At 44.9% G+C, this 17,028-nt stretch carries 15 protein-coding genes; 13 read left to right on the forward strand and 2 right to left on the reverse strand.

Annotation, left to right across the window (positions count from 1 at the left end):
* Positions 1–615: 615 nt before the first annotated feature.
* The 9 genes from AC1DE7_RS02105 (at position 616) to AC1DE7_RS02145 (ending at position 9,458) form a co-directional block, all read left to right on the forward strand.
* The gene (locus tag AC1DE7_RS02105) at positions 616–1,854 is read left to right on the forward strand and encodes a glycosyltransferase family 2 protein (protein ID WP_036610177.1); all 1,239 of its coding nucleotides are present in this window, start codon (positions 616–618) and stop codon (positions 1,852–1,854) included.
* A 336-nt stretch (positions 1,855–2,190) separates the two neighbouring features.
* Positions 2,191–2,685 (forward strand): translation initiation factor IF-3, encoded by a 495-nt coding sequence (gene infC / locus AC1DE7_RS02110; protein WP_017689666.1) that lies wholly within the window; start codon positions 2,191–2,193, stop codon positions 2,683–2,685.
* 24 nt (positions 2,686–2,709) lie between these two features.
* Positions 2,710–2,913, forward strand: a complete 204-nt coding sequence (gene rpmI, locus AC1DE7_RS02115; RefSeq protein ID WP_017689665.1) for a 50S ribosomal protein L35 — start codon at positions 2,710–2,712, stop codon at positions 2,911–2,913.
* An 88-nt stretch (positions 2,914–3,001) separates the two neighbouring features.
* The gene (gene rplT, locus AC1DE7_RS02120) at positions 3,002–3,361 is read left to right on the forward strand and encodes a 50S ribosomal protein L20 (RefSeq protein WP_017689664.1); all 360 of its coding nucleotides are present in this window, start codon (positions 3,002–3,004) and stop codon (positions 3,359–3,361) included.
* A 579-nt stretch (positions 3,362–3,940) separates the two neighbouring features.
* Complete coding sequence (locus tag AC1DE7_RS02125; RefSeq protein ID WP_127544459.1) at positions 3,941–4,981, forward strand: BMP family lipoprotein; 1,041 nt, start codon at positions 3,941–3,943, stop codon at positions 4,979–4,981.
* Positions 4,982–5,280: 299 nt separating this feature from the next.
* Positions 5,281–6,819, forward strand: coding sequence for an ABC transporter ATP-binding protein (locus tag AC1DE7_RS02130; protein WP_127544457.1), 1,539 nt, complete (start codon positions 5,281–5,283; stop codon positions 6,817–6,819).
* The gene (locus AC1DE7_RS02135) at positions 6,812–7,891 is read left to right on the forward strand and encodes an ABC transporter permease (protein WP_036610168.1); all 1,080 of its coding nucleotides are present in this window, start codon (positions 6,812–6,814) and stop codon (positions 7,889–7,891) included. The genes AC1DE7_RS02130 and AC1DE7_RS02135 overlap by 8 nt, the downstream gene beginning before the upstream one ends.
* Entirely contained in the window at positions 7,892–8,854 is a 963-nt protein-coding gene (locus AC1DE7_RS02140; RefSeq protein ID WP_253506968.1) for an ABC transporter permease, read from the forward strand.
* 214 nt (positions 8,855–9,068) lie between these two features.
* Positions 9,069–9,458, forward strand: a complete 390-nt coding sequence (locus tag AC1DE7_RS02145) for a hypothetical protein (protein ID WP_222215514.1) — start codon at positions 9,069–9,071, stop codon at positions 9,456–9,458.
* A gap of 6 nt (positions 9,459–9,464) precedes the next feature.
* Here AC1DE7_RS02145 and AC1DE7_RS02150 read toward each other — a convergent pair whose 3' ends face one another.
* Positions 9,465–9,908 carry a GNAT family N-acetyltransferase gene (locus tag AC1DE7_RS02150; protein WP_036611020.1) on the reverse strand — a complete coding sequence of 148 codons (444 nt, stop codon included), beginning with the start codon at positions 9,906–9,908 and terminating at the stop codon, positions 9,465–9,467.
* Between the two features lie 604 nt (positions 9,909–10,512).
* On the opposite strand from AC1DE7_RS02150, the gene ilvB reads away from it, so the two are divergent.
* The 4 genes from ilvB to AC1DE7_RS02170 all read left to right on the forward strand — a co-directional run bounded on the left by ilvB (position 10,513) and on the right by AC1DE7_RS02170 (position 15,677).
* Complete coding sequence (ilvB, locus tag AC1DE7_RS02155) at positions 10,513–12,264, forward strand: biosynthetic-type acetolactate synthase large subunit (protein WP_036610160.1); 1,752 nt, start codon at positions 10,513–10,515, stop codon at positions 12,262–12,264.
* On the forward strand, positions 12,261–12,743 hold the full coding sequence (ilvN, locus tag AC1DE7_RS02160) for an acetolactate synthase small subunit (RefSeq protein ID WP_127544450.1): 483 nt from the start codon (positions 12,261–12,263) through the stop codon (positions 12,741–12,743). The genes ilvB and ilvN overlap by 4 nt, the downstream gene beginning before the upstream one ends.
* A gap of 261 nt (positions 12,744–13,004) precedes the next feature.
* Complete coding sequence (gene ilvC, locus AC1DE7_RS02165; RefSeq protein WP_036669754.1) at positions 13,005–13,997, forward strand: ketol-acid reductoisomerase; 993 nt, start codon at positions 13,005–13,007, stop codon at positions 13,995–13,997.
* Between the two features lie 138 nt (positions 13,998–14,135).
* Positions 14,136–15,677 carry a 2-isopropylmalate synthase gene (locus AC1DE7_RS02170; RefSeq protein WP_036610154.1) on the forward strand — a complete coding sequence of 514 codons (1,542 nt, stop codon included), beginning with the start codon at positions 14,136–14,138 and terminating at the stop codon, positions 15,675–15,677.
* 260 nt (positions 15,678–15,937) lie between these two features.
* On the opposite strand, the gene AC1DE7_RS02175 is transcribed toward AC1DE7_RS02170, so the two are convergent.
* Positions 15,938–16,918 (reverse strand): aldo/keto reductase, encoded by a 981-nt coding sequence (locus AC1DE7_RS02175; RefSeq protein ID WP_036610151.1) that lies wholly within the window; start codon positions 16,916–16,918, stop codon positions 15,938–15,940.
* Positions 16,919–17,028: the final 110 nt, after the last annotated feature.

Below are 17,028 nucleotides of genomic sequence, written 5' to 3' on the forward strand. Positions count from 1 at the left end.
TCATGAACTTGAGGTTATTTCAGGTATATGTTTATCATATTTTTAAATGTTGTCCTTTTCAAGGAGAACCCATGTAAAGAACGTGAAATTCATGTTAAAGAGTGGATATATACCCATCTTAACTTTTTGACTTGGGTCAGCCAAAAAAGATACAATGATTCAACATGGCTGAAATGAGGTAAAAAAATGTGAGTTCTGTTTCAAACTTTTTGAGGTCTGTTTGCGTTATTTGTTATAGAGCCTCTGACGAAGAATAACATGCTGATGAAAAAAGCAGGGACTTTAGAAATAAAAATCAAGTAAACGGCTGAAAATAAGATATAACAGGCATGAATGCGAGGTTGTGGTATCACGAAGTGTCTATTCAGCGTTTAAAGATCACATTTCTGCTTCAAAAAGTGAAATTGGGGTTTTGACAAATGACTGAAAAGGATACAGAATCGATAAAGCAGCCAACTGATAGCAACCAAGCTTTGAAACATTGCCTGATATATTCACGTAGTACACAAAAGAACAGGGTCATATTCTGCAGATCAAAAAAAAATAAATTGCAGAATCAGGAAGAGAAATGCTTGAGTAAACTGGGTTTTGAAAAAAAGGGGGTAACAGAGAACGATGTTGGACGCTATATTCGTCACGATGCAGGTCATTCTGGCACTGCTAGCCGTGTACCAATTCACGTTTTCGCTGTTCGGTCTGATTAAGAAAAAGAAAAAGAAACATTATCCGGCGACAAAATCATTCGCTGTACTCGTCGCAGCACACAATGAGGAACAAGTCATTGGTGCCTTGATGGAGAACTTGAAACAACTTGATTATCCGGAAGATCTGTACGATGTGTTTGTCATCTGTGACAACTGTACGGATGGAACGGCTCAAATTGTCAGAGAGCATGGATTAAACGCCTGTGTACGTACCAATGCCGATTTAAGAGGTAAAGGGTACGCCATCGAATGGATGCTTAAGTACCTGTGGAAATTGCCACGTCAGTATGACGCAGTTGTTATGTTTGACGCGGATAACCTGGTTGACCGTAACTTCTTGCTTGAGATGAATGATGACTTGAACAATGGTTCACGTGTTATCCAAGGATACATTGATACGAAAAATCCGGAGGATTCCTGGATTACTGCAGCTTACGGTGTTTCTTACTGGTACATCAACCGTCTGTGGCAGTTGTCTCGTCATAACTTGAATATGGCGAATTTCCTCGGAGGAACCGGAATGTGCTTTGAGACCAACCTGTTGAAGGAAATTGGTTGGGGTGCAACAAGTCTGGTTGAGGATCTGGAGTTTACGATGCGCAGTGTGCAACGTAATGTGTATCCTGTTTTCAACTATGACGCCAAAGTATTTGATGAGAAGCCATTAACATTCAAAGCTTCAGCGAGACAACGTCTGCGCTGGATGCAAGGTCACTTTACAGTTGCGCGTAGATACTTCTTCCCGCTGCTATGGCAGTCCATTAAGGAAAGAAGCTTGGTGAAATTCGACCTTGCTATCTATGGAGCCAATGTCTATGTGGTGTTGCTTACGTTCCTGATGACGGCTGTGATGTGGGTAGACATGGCGATATTCAGTGGTCCGCACATTGCTAATATTTATGGATACTTCCCGTTATGGGTTGGGTTCGTGGCTATTGGTTTGAACATTCTGACGTTCCTGTTGTCCATGGCGCTGGAGAAGGTTACCTTTGCCAAAGTTTATCTATATTTGATTCTGTTCCCGATCTACCTGCTGTCTTGGTACCCGATTACGTTCTACGCTTTCTTTACACAGAACAACAAACAGTGGAGCCACACTCAACATACACGTGTTGTACGGTTGGATGAGGTGCAAAGCAAACAAGGGTAAGGAACATGCATGCGATACTTTGTTGACATCTGATATCACAAATGGGTAATTCACGAAAAAAAAGTTGTGAAAAATGTTGACAATGTATTTCATGGGTGATATAGTATTCAAGTGCCTTAAAGCGAATAGCAATGGAATCACAAGCAGAAGTCCGACTTCTCACCTGATCAACAAACATGTTGGCTGGTCAACGATCCCAATAATTTATGAAGTGTATACTCATGAAGAATTGTGTTGATTACAGGGATGTCGGTAGCTTGACCGGCATCCCTTTTATTTTTGTGTAACTGGATATTCAAAATGACCTGGAGGTGGACGATTATTAGTAAAGATCACATGATTAATGATGAGATTCGGGCGAAGGAAGTACGCCTTGTCGGAGCTGAAGGAGAACAAATTGGGATTACGCCCATTCGCGAAGCACTGCAAATGGCGATTGACCTGAATTTGGATCTGGTCAATGTGGCACCACAGGCTAAACCGCCGGTGTGTCGTATTATGGACTATGGCAAATTCCGCTATGAGCAACAAAAGAAAGATAAAGAAGCCCGTAAGAACCAGAAAATTGTTGATATTAAAGAAGTATGGTTCCGTTCCAATATTGAGGAGCACGATTATCAAACGAAGCTTCGTAATGTAGTTAAGTTTTTGAACGAAGGCGACAAAGTGAAATGTTCTGTTCGTTATCGCGGACGTGAAATTGCACATGCCGCGATTGGTCAACGGATTTTGGAGCGCGTTAAGGTAGAAGTTGCAGAACTTTGTACTGTTGAACGTCAACCGAAATTGGAAGGCCGCAGTATGATCATGATCTTGGCTCCTAAAGCCTGATAACATTGGAGGAGGAAACACAAAATGCCTAAAATGAAAACACACAGCAGTTTGAAAGGACGCTTCAAAATTACCGGTTCCGGTAAGGTCCTTCGTTACAAAGCTCACAAAAACCACTTGCTTTCCCACAAATCCAAACGTGCTAAGCGCGTTCTGAACGGTAACCCAGTTATGGCTGCCGGGGATGTTAGACGTTTGAAACAAGGCTTGGCTAACTTGAAAGGCTAATTCTAATTAGTAGATTCCGTATGGGGGATCGGCTACGGCCGTACACATACCACGGATACATTTATATTTATTTGGGAGGTTCTTTAATATGGCAAGAGTAAAAGGCGGTTTTGTAGTACGTCGTCGTCATAAAAAGGTTTTGAAACTGGCAAGAGGTTATTTCGGTTCCAAACACCGTATTTTTAAAACAGCTAACGAGCAAGTAATGAAATCCCTGGTATACGCATACCGTGACCGTCGCAACACGAAACGTAACTTCCGCAGACTGTGGATCGTTCGTATCAATGCTGCAGCACGTATGAATGGTTTGTCTTACAACAAACTGATCCATGGTTTGAAACTTGCTGGAGTAGACATGAACCGCAAAATGTTGGCTGATCTGGCCGTTAACGACATCAATGCGTTCAACTCTTTGGCTACTGTAGCTAAAGGCAAAATCAACGCTTAAATTGTATGATACAAGCCGCCGTACCTATATGGCGGCTTTTTTTACGGCTTGGAAGAAATTCGAAGATGGATCTCTGAATGATTAGAGCGAATAGGTTGTAGTCTGGAAGGGAACAATGAAACCAGATAACTGGTGAATAACGGTCCATGGGAATACATAAAATACGAACGGTGAAATAATACAAATAAAAACAGGTAAATCCCTCTCATCACTAAAGTTCGCGATATGTTTTTGTTATATAACATCACATCGTTGTAACGTTAGTGTGTTAAAACGCTAAATTATTAAGCGTTTTCAATAAAAAAAGAACAAAAATATGTGATATTTGGTGATGAAACATCTGGATTTTAACACTGGTTGATTGTATAATCACCTCTAGTAGGCTAGTCCTAGATTTTTCTCTCCATGTCATAATGTTCGGTTTTTCGACAGATGATAGGATGCTTCAAGGGTGAGAATGCGCTTGTAATGTCGAAGAAACCATACATTCTGCATAAAAGTCATTCCTGCTATCTGTTAACCGTTCAATTGTAGGCTGGATTGGAATGAGGGATATATCATTAAGGGGGAAAAAGAGAAATGAAAAAGATGCTCAGCTTGTCTTTGGTAATGTTGCTGGCGGTATCGGTTATGCTCGCAGGTTGTGGTAGCAAACCGAAAGAAGAAACAAATGCCGGAGGAGATACAGGTGGCACACCCACTGAAACGAAATCCGATCTCAATATCGGTATGGTTACTGACGTAGGTGGAGTTAATGACAAATCCTTTAACCAATCCGCTTGGGAAGCTTTGCAAGCGACTGAAACAGAAACAGGTACTGCTGTTAAATACCTGCAAAGTAAATCCGATGAAGAGTACATTCCTAACCTGAACGAATTCGTTAAAGGTGGATATGATCTGACTTGGGGTATCGGTTTCCAATTGGCTGATGCAATCAAAACTGTAGCTGAGCAAAACCCTGATGCTAAACTCGCGATCATCGACAGTGTTGTTGATGCTCCTAACGTTAAATCCGTAACATTTGCTGAAGAAGAAGGATCTTACCTAGTTGGTGTTGTGGCTGGTCTGACAACAAAATCCAACAAAATTGGTTTTGTAGGCGGTATGCAAAGCCCACTGATCAAAAAGTTTGAAGTTGGATTCAGAGAAGGTGTTAAAGCAGTTAACCCTGACGCTAAATTCATTTCTAACTACACAGGTGCATTTGATAAACCTGACTTGGGTAAAGCAGCAGCAGCAACACTTTACAATGAAGGCGTAGATATTATCTTCCACGCTTCTGGCGCAACAGGTAACGGTGTGTTTATCGAAGCAAGTGCTCGCAAGAAACAAGGTCAAGATGTATGGGTTATCGGTGTTGACAAAGACCAATCTCTTGAGTTTGGTGATGAAATCACTTTGACTTCAATGATCAAAAAAGTTGACGAAGCTGTTAAGCGCGTAAACCAAGAAATCATCGATGGTACCTTCAAAGGCGGAGCTGAGAATCTGACTTTGAAAGACAACGGTGTAGGTGTCGCTGATACTTCCACGAAAAATGTTTCTGCTGATACACTTGCAAAAGTGGACGAGTACAAAGAAAAAATCATCAGCGGCGAAATCAAAGTTCCTACAGAGTAATTTGATCTTCGTTGCAAAAGAATAATCATTGGGGCCGGTCTTGACCGGCCTTATGATTGCAAGAACAGGAACATTTGATCAAGTCATCATAACAATTGTACAAGGTCACTGTGCACCAACGCTCCGGTAGGAGCTTTTCTTAAGATAATGGAATTTATACGTTCTTAGCGGAGCTGAACCATTCGATTATCGCAAGAAAAACTTCAGCTAAGCGTGGTCTGTCTTCTTTGAAAGTACGTCGATAGACGTTTTTTTTTACGTTTGCGGAACCACACTATATCAGTTATAAGGGTGATTACATGGGTGCAGCAACCCCCGTCGTTGAGTTAAAACAAATTACGAAGCGTTTCCCAGGCATTGTTGCCAACGACGCCATCAGCCTTCAGCTTCGTAAAGGCGAGATCCATGCGCTACTGGGCGAAAACGGCGCTGGTAAGTCAACGTTGATGAATATTGTTTTTGGTCTCTATCAGCCAGATGAAGGTTCCATTGAAGTGAATGGCAAGCCTGTCATCATCGACAGTCCTAACCGAGCGATCGATCTTGGCATCGGCATGGTGCATCAGCACTTTAAGCTTGTACAGCCGTTCACGGTAACAGAGAACATTATTTTGGGATCTGAACCAACGAAGGGTCTCAATATTAATTATAAAAAAGCAGCCGCTGAAGTTCAGCGTCTGTCTGAACAGTATGGACTGAAAGTGAATCCTCATGCCAAGATTCATGATATTTCTGTCGGAATGCAGCAGCGAGTTGAGATCGTAAAAACATTGTATCGTGGTGCAGATATTTTGATTTTTGACGAGCCTACAGCCGTATTGACTCCTCAAGAGATTAAAGAATTGATAATCATCATGAAGAAGCTTGCTGCTGAAGGAAAGTCCATTATTTTGATCACACACAAACTGAAAGAGATTATGGAAATCTCCGATACAGTAACCATTATTCGTCGGGGTAAAGTAATTGATTCGGTCAAAACTTCGGAAACGAATCCGAATGAGCTGGCAGAGAAAATGGTGGGGCGGAATGTCACATTCAAAGTGGACAAAAAACCGGCTACACCTGGAGCCAATGTGCTCGAAGTCAGTAAATTAACGGCCAAGAATAAAGAAGGTATTTCGGTTCTGAACCAACTTAACCTGAACGTACGTGCAGGAGAGATTGTCGGAATCGCAGGCGTGGATGGTAACGGGCAAAGTGAACTGATTGAAGCTCTTACCGGACTTCGTAAAGTAGAGAGCGGTTCGATTCTTTTGGAGGGCAAGGAGCTGTCCAATCATTCTCCGCGCCATATCTCGGAGTCGGGTGTAGCCCACATTCCGGAAGATCGACATAAACACGGACTTGTACTTGATTTTTCAGTGAGTGAAAATATCGTTCTGGAATCGTATTATAAAGCACCATACACCCGTAAAGGGTTCCTTAACTTCGATGCCATCAAACAGCAGGCGAAGCGGCTTGTTGAGGCTTTTGACGTGCGTACACCAAGCATTGAGACCAAAGCTCGGTCCTTGTCCGGAGGAAACCAGCAAAAGGCCATTATCGCCCGTGAGGTAGATAAAAACCCTGAACTGCTTATCGCTGCGCAACCAACGCGTGGTTTGGATGTAGGGGCTATTGAGTTCGTGCAAAAGCAACTGATTGCACAGCGCGATCAAGGGAAGGCTGTTCTACTGATTTCATTTGAGCTTGATGAGATTATCAATGTATCTGACCGAATTGCTGTTATTTATGAAGGACAGATCGTTGGTGAGGTGCTGCCGGAAGAAACCAATGACAGGGAGCTCGGCTTGATGATGGCGGGCAGCACCCAAAAGAGAGGTACTGCGCATGAATAACGTATTGAAATGGTTTACCCGAGATTCATTTATTTTGCCTGTAGTAGCTATTATTATGGGTCTTATTCTCGGTGGAGTTGTCATGCTGATTGGTGGTTACAATCCAATTGAAGCCTATGGTGCATTGTTCACCAAGGTATTTGGCGACATGTACAACTTTGGTGAAGCAGTACGGGAAATGACACCACTAATTATGACTGGACTTGCATTTGCATTTGCATCACGTGCAGGGTTGTTTAATATCGGTGGAGAAGGTCAATTTCTCGTTGGTATGACCGCTGCAACATTTGTTGGTGTTAAATTTGCAGGTTTGCCGATCTACCTCCATGCGCCACTGGCTTTGATTGCCGGTGCATTGTTTGGTGGTCTGTGGGCCGCTATTGCTGGTTATCTAAAGGCGGCACGTGGGGTCAATGAAGTTATCAGTAGTATCATGTTGAACTGGATTGGTCTGTATCTGGCCAACCTTATCGTTCGCCAATTCTTGCTGTTGAAGGGCGAGAATCGTTCCGTGGATATCAGCGAATCGGCTTCGATTAGTTTGACATGGCTCTCTGAACTGATGGGTAACTCCCGTGTACACATGGGGACGTTGATTGCCCTTGTGATGGCTGTGCTCTTTTATATCTATATGTGGAAAACAAAACAAGGTTATGAAATCCGCGCGGTAGGTTACAACCCTAATGCGGCTGAATATGCAGGTATGCATGTTAACCGGAATATCGTAAAAGCGATGTTTATCAGTGGTATGCTTGCCGGTCTTGGCGGTGCATTCCAGGTTCTTGGTGTGTTCCAATACCAAACCGTAATGTCGGGTTCACCGGGAACAGGCTTTGACGGAATTGCAGTTGCCCTGATTGGTTTGAATCATCCGTTTGGGGTGTTATTGGGGGCAGTGTTGTTTGGTACCCTCACGTACGGATCTGCAGGTATGAGTTTTGCTGCGGATGTTCCGCCTGAGATTATTCGGATTGTGATCGGTTCGATTATCTTCTTCATTGCGGCACAAGGCATCGTGCGCTGGATACTTAAACCGTTCTATTCGAAGCGTAAGAAAGAGAAGGTGTTGTAGATGGACTTGTTGACAATTGGGCAAATTATCAATACGACGCTTGTCTTTGCTACGGCATTGATTTTTGCATCACTCGGCGGAATTTTTTCTGAAAAATCAGGTGTAACCAACCTGGGACTTGAAGGTTTTATGGTATTTGGTGCCTTTGCAGCTGGAATCGGGGCGCATTATGCTCAAGAAGCTGGCATGGGTGGAACGACATCGGCCTGGATGGGGGTTTTGCTCGCGATTGTATTGGGCGTACTGGTATCTCTGATTCATGCCGTTGCGTCTATCACATTTAAGGCAGACCAGATTATCAGTGGTATCGTCATTAACTTTTTGGCAGCAGGAAGTACGTTGTACTTGGTTAAACTGTTGTTTGAAGGTTCTGGTGATTCACCGTTGGTTCAAGGCTTCAGCAAGTTTGATGTGCCATTGTTGAAAGACATTCCTTTGCTTGGAGAAGCCTTCTTTAAGAACGTATATCCAACGACATATCTGGCCATTCTGTTCGTATTCCTGACGTATTACATCATGTTCAAAACGCCATTTGGTCTGCGCCTTCGTTCTGTAGGTGAACATCCAAGTGCGGCTGACACGGTTGGTGTTAAAGTGCTTCGTTATCGCTATATTGGCGTTATGATCAGTGGTGCGCTTGCGGCTATTGGTGGAGCTGCGATTACGTTGACGACTACGGGTACATTCTCACACAATACGGTTTCCGGCCAAGGTTATATTGCCATTGCAGCTATGATCTTTGGTAAGTGGAATCCGATTGGTGCCTTTGGGGCGGCTGTCTTCTTTGGATTCTCACAAGCGATCCGAAACTATGTACAGTTGTTTGAATGGTCACAAAATATTCCCCAGGAAATTATTTTTATGCTGCCTTACCTGCTTACCATCATCGTTCTCGTTGCAGCGGTTGGACGTTCTTCGGCTCCGTCTGCACTCGGTGAAGCATATGATCCGGGTAAAAGGTAACAACCTTTTCCATATCAGCTTAGCTATTCAGAGTTCTGATAAAGGGTCCGCCTTGTGCGGGCCTTTTTTTGTTTTCTTGAACGCCCATCGACTTTTACATGCTTAACTTGGTTCTCGTGCAGATACCCATATTTTCAGGTAGGGACAAAGAAACAGGCGAATTCAGTGATGGACGAATACACTGTTTTGAACGATCCGAGGAGGAGGGGAAAGTATGAAACAACAAGTTACGCGTGATGAAGCGATGAAATTAATAGGCAAAAATATTGTTGCAATCAAAAAAGACGGCACTCGGGTTACGGGAAAGCTGTTGAAAGTATCGGGCAACAAACTGGTACTCAAGCGTTTGAATGGCAAAAAAGTAAGTACAAAAGCGATTCTGCCACTGGTATTGTTTGATCTGCTCGCTATTGCTACACTGCCTTATGCTTATGGAGGTGGTCCCGGCTTTGGTCCCGGATATGGACCTGGACCAAAACCAGGGCCTGGATATGGTCCAGGCTACGGACCGGGATATGGACCTGGAGGACCTGGTGGCGGATATGGACCTGGTCCTGGATTCGGCCCTTATGGTCCAGGTCCACGCCCGCCAGGATTTTTCTAGGACATTCTATAATGTTTTTTCCAATTCGTAGCAGCGGCTTATCATGATGTATCGAATCGCACTGTATCCATTTTTTTGATAAAACTGAAGCCCTTTGGTATTGCCCTCATCCACCATCACTTTAGATCTTCGACAACCCCGAGATACCGCAAAGCTCTCTGCTTTGAGCAACAAAGTTTGCCCGTAACGTTTGCGTTGTTCTTTCGGACTAACGGCCATCATATCGACATAGAGCAATTCCCCATGCATGAGAAAATGGATGAATGCCACAGCAGCTTTGTCTGGCTCCGGCGAGACAACAAAGGTCATGCCCCTGTTCATTCGCAGGGGTATTTCTTTGCGGATTTTATTAATTTCCTTTTCGCTCATATGGGATAAAGGAACAAGTTGAGTGTCAATCAGCTTCATGATGGCGCCATCATCTAGCTTGGATGTGCGTTGCCGAATCACCATGCGGAGCCTCCTTTCAGGACCAGTCGTGCTGCTCGTATATCCTATGCCCGAAGCAAGATAAAAGGTGACTGAATGAAGCGCTGGGATTAGGGCAACCTTATAGGCTGAAGAGGGAGGAAGGAAGGTTCTCTGAATTTTTATGCAAAACAGGTATTGACTTATCGGTTGGAGGAATCATATAATGTTCCTAACATTTAACGAGAATATTTCATCGGCTATGAAGAGGACGAAGTTTTAAGGGCTCTTTTGCTCAGAGAGTGGCTGGAATTGCTGAAACCACCACCATTATCCCTTATATACGAGCTCACCTCGGAGCTGTTTTCCTGAAAAGCACTGGATGTCACTCCTTTCGCGTATTAGGGAAAATCGTATGTCTGCGTTACAGACAACAGGTATGGGAAACGACTATGTTCGTTTGAGCTATTCGTTTTGTTGTACCTGGTAAGGTCCGTTATTGCGAAATTTCGGGCAAAGTTGGGTGGTACCACGGAAGCGATAACCTTTCGTCCCTCGCAAGCATGAACTTGTTTGCAGGGGATGGAAGGTTTTTTTTGTAACTTTAAATGTCAGAATGGTGTAAATTCCGAGAGGAGGATGACTAATGGGAGCTCAAATTCCAGAAGTACGATCGACAGATGAATTACGTGAAAAATGGATGAAGCCGGAGGTCATTAGCGGTTCCGAGATTCTGCTGAGAAGTTTGTTGCTTGAAGGTGTGGATTGCGTATTTGGTTACCCGGGTGGCGCAGTGTTGTACATTTACGATGCAATGTATGGTTTCGAGGATTTCAAACACGTCTTAACCCGTCACGAACAAGGTGCAATTCATGCAGCTGACGGATATGCACGTGCAAGCGGCAAAGTTGGTGTTTGTATCGCTACCTCCGGGCCGGGAGCAACCAATCTGGTTACTGGAATAGCCACGGCATATATGGATTCTGTGCCGCTGGTTGTCATTACGGGAAATGTTAATTCCAGCCTGATCGGCTCGGATGCTTTCCAGGAAGCGGATATTACCGGGATTACAATGCCGATCACCAAACACAGCTATCTGGTAAAAGATGTTAAGGATTTGTCGAGTATCATTCATGAGGCGTTCCATATTGCCAACACCGGCCGTAAAGGTCCTGTACTGATCGACATTCCGAAAGATGTCTCAGCCAACAAAACCTTGTTTGAACCGAGTACTGAACCTGTTACATTAAGAGGGTACAATCCACGGACAGTACCAAACAAACTGCAGGTTGACCGTTTGGCTCAGGCCATTCAGGAAGCAGAACGTCCAATGATTCTGGCCGGTGGCGGTGTGGTATACTCGGGAGGACATGAAGAACTGTTCGAGTTTGTTGAGAAGACAGGCATTCCGATTACGACAACCCTTCTGGGGCTTGGTGCATTCCCAAGTGGGCATGAACTATGGACAGGGATGCCAGGAATGCACGGAACATACACATCCAACCTGGCCATCCAACAGTCGGATCTGCTGATTAATATCGGCGCACGATTCGATGATCGGGTAACAGGTAAGCTGGACGGATTCGCTCCACATGCCAAAATCGTTCATATCGATATTGATCCGGCTGAGATTGGTAAAAACATTGCAACCGATATTCCAATCGTTGGTGATGTGAAGACCGTACTTGAAATAGCCAACAAAGAAGTTGGACGTGCAGAGCGTGCAGATGCATGGAGAGACCAGATCAAACAGTGGAAACAAGAGAAGCCATACAGCTATACGGATTCAGACGAAGTGCTGAAACCGCAGTGGGTTGTTGAAATGTTGAATGATACAACCAAAGGTGAAGCGATTGTGACTACGGATGTGGGACAACATCAGATGTGGGCGGCACAATATTACAAGTTTAATCAACCACGTTCATGGGTAACTTCGGGTGGTCTCGGAACGATGGGCTTTGGATTCCCTTCTGCAATTGGTGCTCAGATGGCCAATCCGGACAGACTCGTTATCTCCATTAACGGTGACGGCGGAATGCAGATGTGTTCCCAAGAACTCGCAATCTGTGCTATTAACAATATACCGGTAAAAATTGTGATCATTAACAATCAGGTACTTGGAATGGTTCGCCAATGGCAGGAACTCATCTATGAGAACCGTTACAGCCACATTGATCTGGCAGGAAGCCCGGATTTTGTAAAACTGGCTGAAGCATATGGCGTGAAAGGATTGCGTGCAACGAATAAAGAAGAAGCAGCGCGTGCTTGGCAGGAAGCTTTGGATACACCAGGACCAGTCGTTGTAGAATTCGTAGTACGCAAGGATGAAAATGTGTATCCAATGGTTCCGCAGGGAGCAACAATTGATCAAATGCTGATGGGGGATGCTGACGAATGATTAGACATACGATTTCAATATTGGTAAACGATCAGCCAGGCGTCCTTCAGCGTGTATCAGGGTTGTTCGGTCGACGCGGATTTAACATTGAGAGTATTACCGTAGGTCAATCGGAAGAACCTGGACTCTCCCGGATGGTTATTGTCACCATTGGTGACGATAAAACGCTGGAGCAGATTGAGAAACAATTGTATAAAATCATCGATGTTATTAAAGTGGTTGATTTCAGCCTGAAACCGATGGTAGCCCGTGAACTCGCTTTGATTAAAGTGAAAGCAGAGCCTTCCGAGCGTCCTGAAATTCTGGGTGTGGTAGAAACATTCCGCGCATCCGTTGTAGATGTTGGTCCGAGCAGCCTGATTGTGCAGGTAGTTGGAGATACGGACAAAATTGATGCTATGATTGAATTGCTCAAGCCATATGGCATTCGCGAATTGTCCCGTACAGGCATAACTGCATTGGTACGCGGCAACGTATAAAGTTATAATGAATGAAGAGGGACGACGGTTAGCTAACATATACAGTTGATCTTATGTGAGTGTCAGTCCCTTAACAGTTGTAATTTAACATTTTAGTGATGTAACGCTTGAAAATATAGCTACATTCCCGCATTAATGGGCGGGTGTCTGAACGGATCGGATCAGACCAGAGATGCTTTTGACACTCCAAGCGAGGCGGTCCCTTGAGACACCCGCTCATTAATGAAGGGTTCTTTACAATACAAAGGAGGACTTATAAACATGCCAGTAACTACTTATTATGAACAGGATGCAGAGCTTAACGTATTGAAAGGAAAAACGATCGCGGTAATCGGTTATGGTAGCCAGGGCCATGCCCAAGCTCAAAACCTTCGTGATAGTGGATTGAACGTAGTCATCGGACTTCGTGAAGGTAAATCCTTCGACACTGCAAAAAATGACGGATTTGAAGTTCTGTCCCCGGCTGAAGCAACAAGCCGCGCAGATGTAGTTCAAATCTTGCTGCCAGACGAAACTCAAGCTTCTGTATACAAAAACGAAATCGAACCAAACCTGAAAGAAGGCGCTGCATTGCTCTTCTCACACGGTTTCAACGTTCATTTCGGTCAAATCGTTGCTCCAAAAAACAGCGATGTATTGCTGGTAGCTCCTAAGTCCCCTGGTCACATGGTACGTCGTACTTATGTGGAAGGTTTTGGTGTACCGGGCCTGATCGCGATTGAGCAAGATGCAACGGGTAAAGCTAAAGAAATCGGTTTGGCTTATGCTAAAGGTATCGGTTGTACACGCGCAGGGGTTATCGAAACTTCCTTCCGTGAAGAAACAGAAACAGATCTGTTCGGTGAGCAAGCTGTTCTGTGTGGTGGTGTAAGTGCATTGGTAAAAGCTGGATTCGAAACATTGACAGAAGCGGGTTACGCTCCTGAAATGGCATACTTCGAATGTCTGCACGAACTGAAGCTGATCGTTGACATGATGTATGAAGGTGGACTTTCAAGCATGCGTGATTCCATCAGTAACACAGCTGAGTACGGTGACTATGTAACTGGACCTCGCGTTGTAACTGAAGATACGAAGAAAGCAATGAAAGAAGTCCTGACAGATATCCAACAAGGTAAATTCGCACGCGACTTCATTCTGGAAAACCAATCCGGACGTGCATTCTTGACAGCAACTCGTCGTAACGAAGCTGAACACCCAATCGAAGTGGTTGGCGGACAATTGCGTGAGATGATGCACTGGATCAAGAAGTAAGCATTAACTTCTAGAACATGCACTTTAAGGTATTCAAGTAAACTTAGAGCTTTAACTGGGAATAGCGGCCGTGCTTATGCGTGAGCCGCTATTGCTGGTTCAGAGAAACATATATAACAAGTACAGGAGGTGCGAAGCGTGCGTAAAATCTATGTATTTGACACAACGCTGCGTGATGGAGAGCAATCCCCGGGAGTCAATCTGAACACTCGTGAAAAGGTGGAAATTGCCCATCAGCTCGAGCGGCTTGGCATTGACCGGATGGAAGCGGGTTTCCCGGCGGCATCTCCAGGTGACCTGGCAGCTGTCAATGCAGTAGCAAATGCGGTCAAAAATGTGACTGTAATTGGCTTGTCCCGTTCCAGAGAGCAAGACATTGATGCGGTTAAGGAAGCACTTAAAGGTGCACAGGACCCGTGCATTCACGTTTTCCTGGCAACTTCACCTATTCACCGCCAACATAAATTGCGCATGGACAAAGCGCAGGTACTGGATACAGCTCGTTCCGCGATTCGTTATGCAAAGAAAACATTCTCGAAGATTGAATTCTCACTTGAGGATGCAGGTCGTACTGAGTATGATTTCCTCGTGGAAATGGTGAATATGGCTGTTGAAGAAGGTGCAGCTGTCGTGAATATTCCGGATACGGTTGGTTACCTGAGCCCATATGAATACGGAAACATTTTCAAACATCTCAAGGAGAATGTACACGGTATTGAAAAGGTACAGCTGAGTGCCCACTGCCATAATGACTTGGGTATGGCGACGGCCAATACACTTGCAGCCATTCTCAACGGAGCCGATCAGATCGAAGGTACGATCAATGGCATTGGTGAACGTGCCGGAAACACGGCGATCGAGGAAATTGCTATGGCGCTGGAGACACGTCAGGAATTTTTCCAGGCGAAAACATCGCTGCAGTTGTCTGAAATTGCACGGACCAGTCGTTTGGTTAGCCGTTTGACAGGTATGGTTGTGCCTGGAAACAAAGCCATTGTTGGGGCAAATGCCTTCGCACATGAATCCGGCATTCACCAGGATGGCATGTTGAAGGAAAAAACAACGTACGAGATTATGACTCCAGAGTCCATCGGTCTGAAGGAAAGTAAACTTGTACTGGGTAAACATTCTGGTCGTCATGCCTTCCGTGAACGGTTGATTGATCTGGGGTATGAGCTGGAAGAAGAAGCACTGAATCGGGCTTTCGCCCAGTTCAAAGATCTGGCTGATAAGAAAAAAGAAGTTACTGACGAAGATCTGCTTGCCGTAATTGAAGAGAAATTGCAGGATGCACCTGAGGTGTATAAACTGGAATCGATCTTCGTAACGTACGGAGATGAATCGGTACCAACGGCCAAAGTCCGCATTGCAACGCTTGACGGGGATACGATTGAGAAGCAAGCAGAGGGTAACGGATCGGTAGATGCAATCTACAATGCGATTGACCAAGTGAGTGGGGAAGATGTAACGTTGTCTGACTACTCCATCAAATCGGTAACGCACGGTAAAGATGCATTGGGTGAAGTACATGTTGTGCTGACTCAGAATCAGGTTTCGGTACAAGGACGTGGCGTAAGCACAGATATATTGGGTGCAAGTGCACGTGCCTATGTAGACGGCCTGAATCAATTGATTGAGAAGCGCAAGACATATACGAACCGTGTAAACGTTAATCTTTAGGCTCCAATGCAAGAAGCACGCACCATTCATTGAACTGAACTTTAAGCTGAGACACATGTATGCTGCTAGAATGATCTATCTTTAATTTAATGGATATAGAAGATCGTTCGGCTTGTTTTGTTACGTTTAGTGAGGTACGTAAAGAGTCTGACTCTCCTGTGGAGGGTCAGACTCTTTTGCTTGTATTTATATAATTATGGCAGTAAAACACAGAACCTTTTCTACGATTACCTATTGCATTGGCTTACACTATCAAGCTATTACCACGCGTATGCATTAGGGGCATGTCCACCTGGACCCGGGAAAATCTCATCCAGACGTTTGAGCACGGCTTCATCCAAAGTTACATCCAGACATTTGAGTGCTGTCTCAAACTGCTCCAGTGTACGCGGTCCGATAATCGGGGCGGTCACTGCCGGATTGGCTGCAACCCATGCCAAAGCTACCGTATCCTGTGGTTCACCGAGATCACGACACAGTGCGGCAAAGTCTTCAAGCTGAGTTTGCTGCTGCTCGATCCGTCCAGCGATGCCCCCGCTGCGTGTTCCTTCCAGCTTTTGCAGAGCGTTACGTCCCAGTAATCCACCATCCAGTGGACTCCATGGAATGACGCCGAGGCCCAGCTCTTTGGCAGCGGGCAGTACTTCCAACTCGGGCAAACGACAGTTGAGGCTATATTTATGTTGTTCGGAAACCAGGCCGAGGAAATGACGATTCTTGGCTTCACTTTGAGCGATTGCAATCTGCCATGCAGCAAAGTTACTCGATCCTACATAACCGATTTTACCCTGTTGAACGGCATTCTCGAACGAACCCCACAGCTCGTCCCACGATATGGCAGGGTCTACATGATGCATCTGGTATAGCTCGATATGATCGGTCTGTAAGCGGCGGAGGGAACCCTCCAGATGCCGTCTGATTTTGTAGGCGGAGAGGCCAGCTTCGTTGTTGGGGCCATCTGTATCATCATGCATGGAGCCATAGACTTTGGTGGCTAGAACTACTTTTTCACGTCTGCCCCCACCTTGGTTGAACCAGCGTCCGATAATTTCTTCGGTAAGGCCGGAATTTTCACCCCAACCGTAGATGTTAGCGGTATCAAAAAAGTTCACCCCTGCATCAAGTGCTGCGTCCATAATGCGGAAAGCTTCTTTTTCATCTGTAGCAGGCCCGAAATTCATGGTACCGAGACAGATTCGGCTGACCTTGAGGCCTGATTTACCCAAATACGAATATTGCATATTGCTTATCCCTCCTGCGTACCTGATTTGAATTCAGCTATATTTTAACCCAGCCGGGAGGTCAGAACAACTTGGAAAGGCCAATCTCTATAGGCTTATAGGTAAAATCT

It is taken from the genome of Paenibacillus sp. 10L310, assembly GCF_056395745.1.

Bases quoted from the DNA above. Each gene is read 5' to 3' on its own strand.
- ilvN (WP_127544450.1), top strand. From the start codon at position 12,261: ATGATTAGACATACGATTTCAATATTGGTAAACGATCAGCCAGGCGTC.
- rpmI (WP_017689665.1), top strand. From the start codon at position 2,710: ATGCCTAAAATGAAAACACACAGCAGTTTGAAAGGACGCTTCAAAATT.
- AC1DE7_RS02130 (WP_127544457.1), top strand. From the start codon at position 5,281: ATGGGTGCAGCAACCCCCGTCGTTGAGTTAAAACAAATTACGAAGCGT.
- infC (WP_017689666.1), top strand. From the start codon at position 2,191: ATGATTAATGATGAGATTCGGGCGAAGGAAGTACGCCTTGTCGGAGCT.
- AC1DE7_RS02105 (WP_036610177.1), top strand. From the start codon at position 616: ATGTTGGACGCTATATTCGTCACGATGCAGGTCATTCTGGCACTGCTA.
- ilvC (WP_036669754.1), top strand. From the start codon at position 13,005: ATGCCAGTAACTACTTATTATGAACAGGATGCAGAGCTTAACGTATTG.
- rplT (WP_017689664.1), top strand. From the start codon at position 3,002: ATGGCAAGAGTAAAAGGCGGTTTTGTAGTACGTCGTCGTCATAAAAAG.
- AC1DE7_RS02145 (WP_222215514.1), top strand. From the start codon at position 9,069: ATGAAACAACAAGTTACGCGTGATGAAGCGATGAAATTAATAGGCAAA.
- AC1DE7_RS02135 (WP_036610168.1), top strand. From the start codon at position 6,812: ATGAATAACGTATTGAAATGGTTTACCCGAGATTCATTTATTTTGCCT.
- AC1DE7_RS02125 (WP_127544459.1), top strand. From the start codon at position 3,941: ATGAAAAAGATGCTCAGCTTGTCTTTGGTAATGTTGCTGGCGGTATCG.
- ilvB (WP_036610160.1), top strand. From the start codon at position 10,513: ATGGGAGCTCAAATTCCAGAAGTACGATCGACAGATGAATTACGTGAA.
- AC1DE7_RS02175 (WP_036610151.1), bottom strand. From the start codon at position 16,918: ATGCAATATTCGTATTTGGGTAAATCAGGCCTCAAGGTCAGCCGAATC.
- AC1DE7_RS02140 (WP_253506968.1), top strand. From the start codon at position 7,892: ATGGACTTGTTGACAATTGGGCAAATTATCAATACGACGCTTGTCTTT.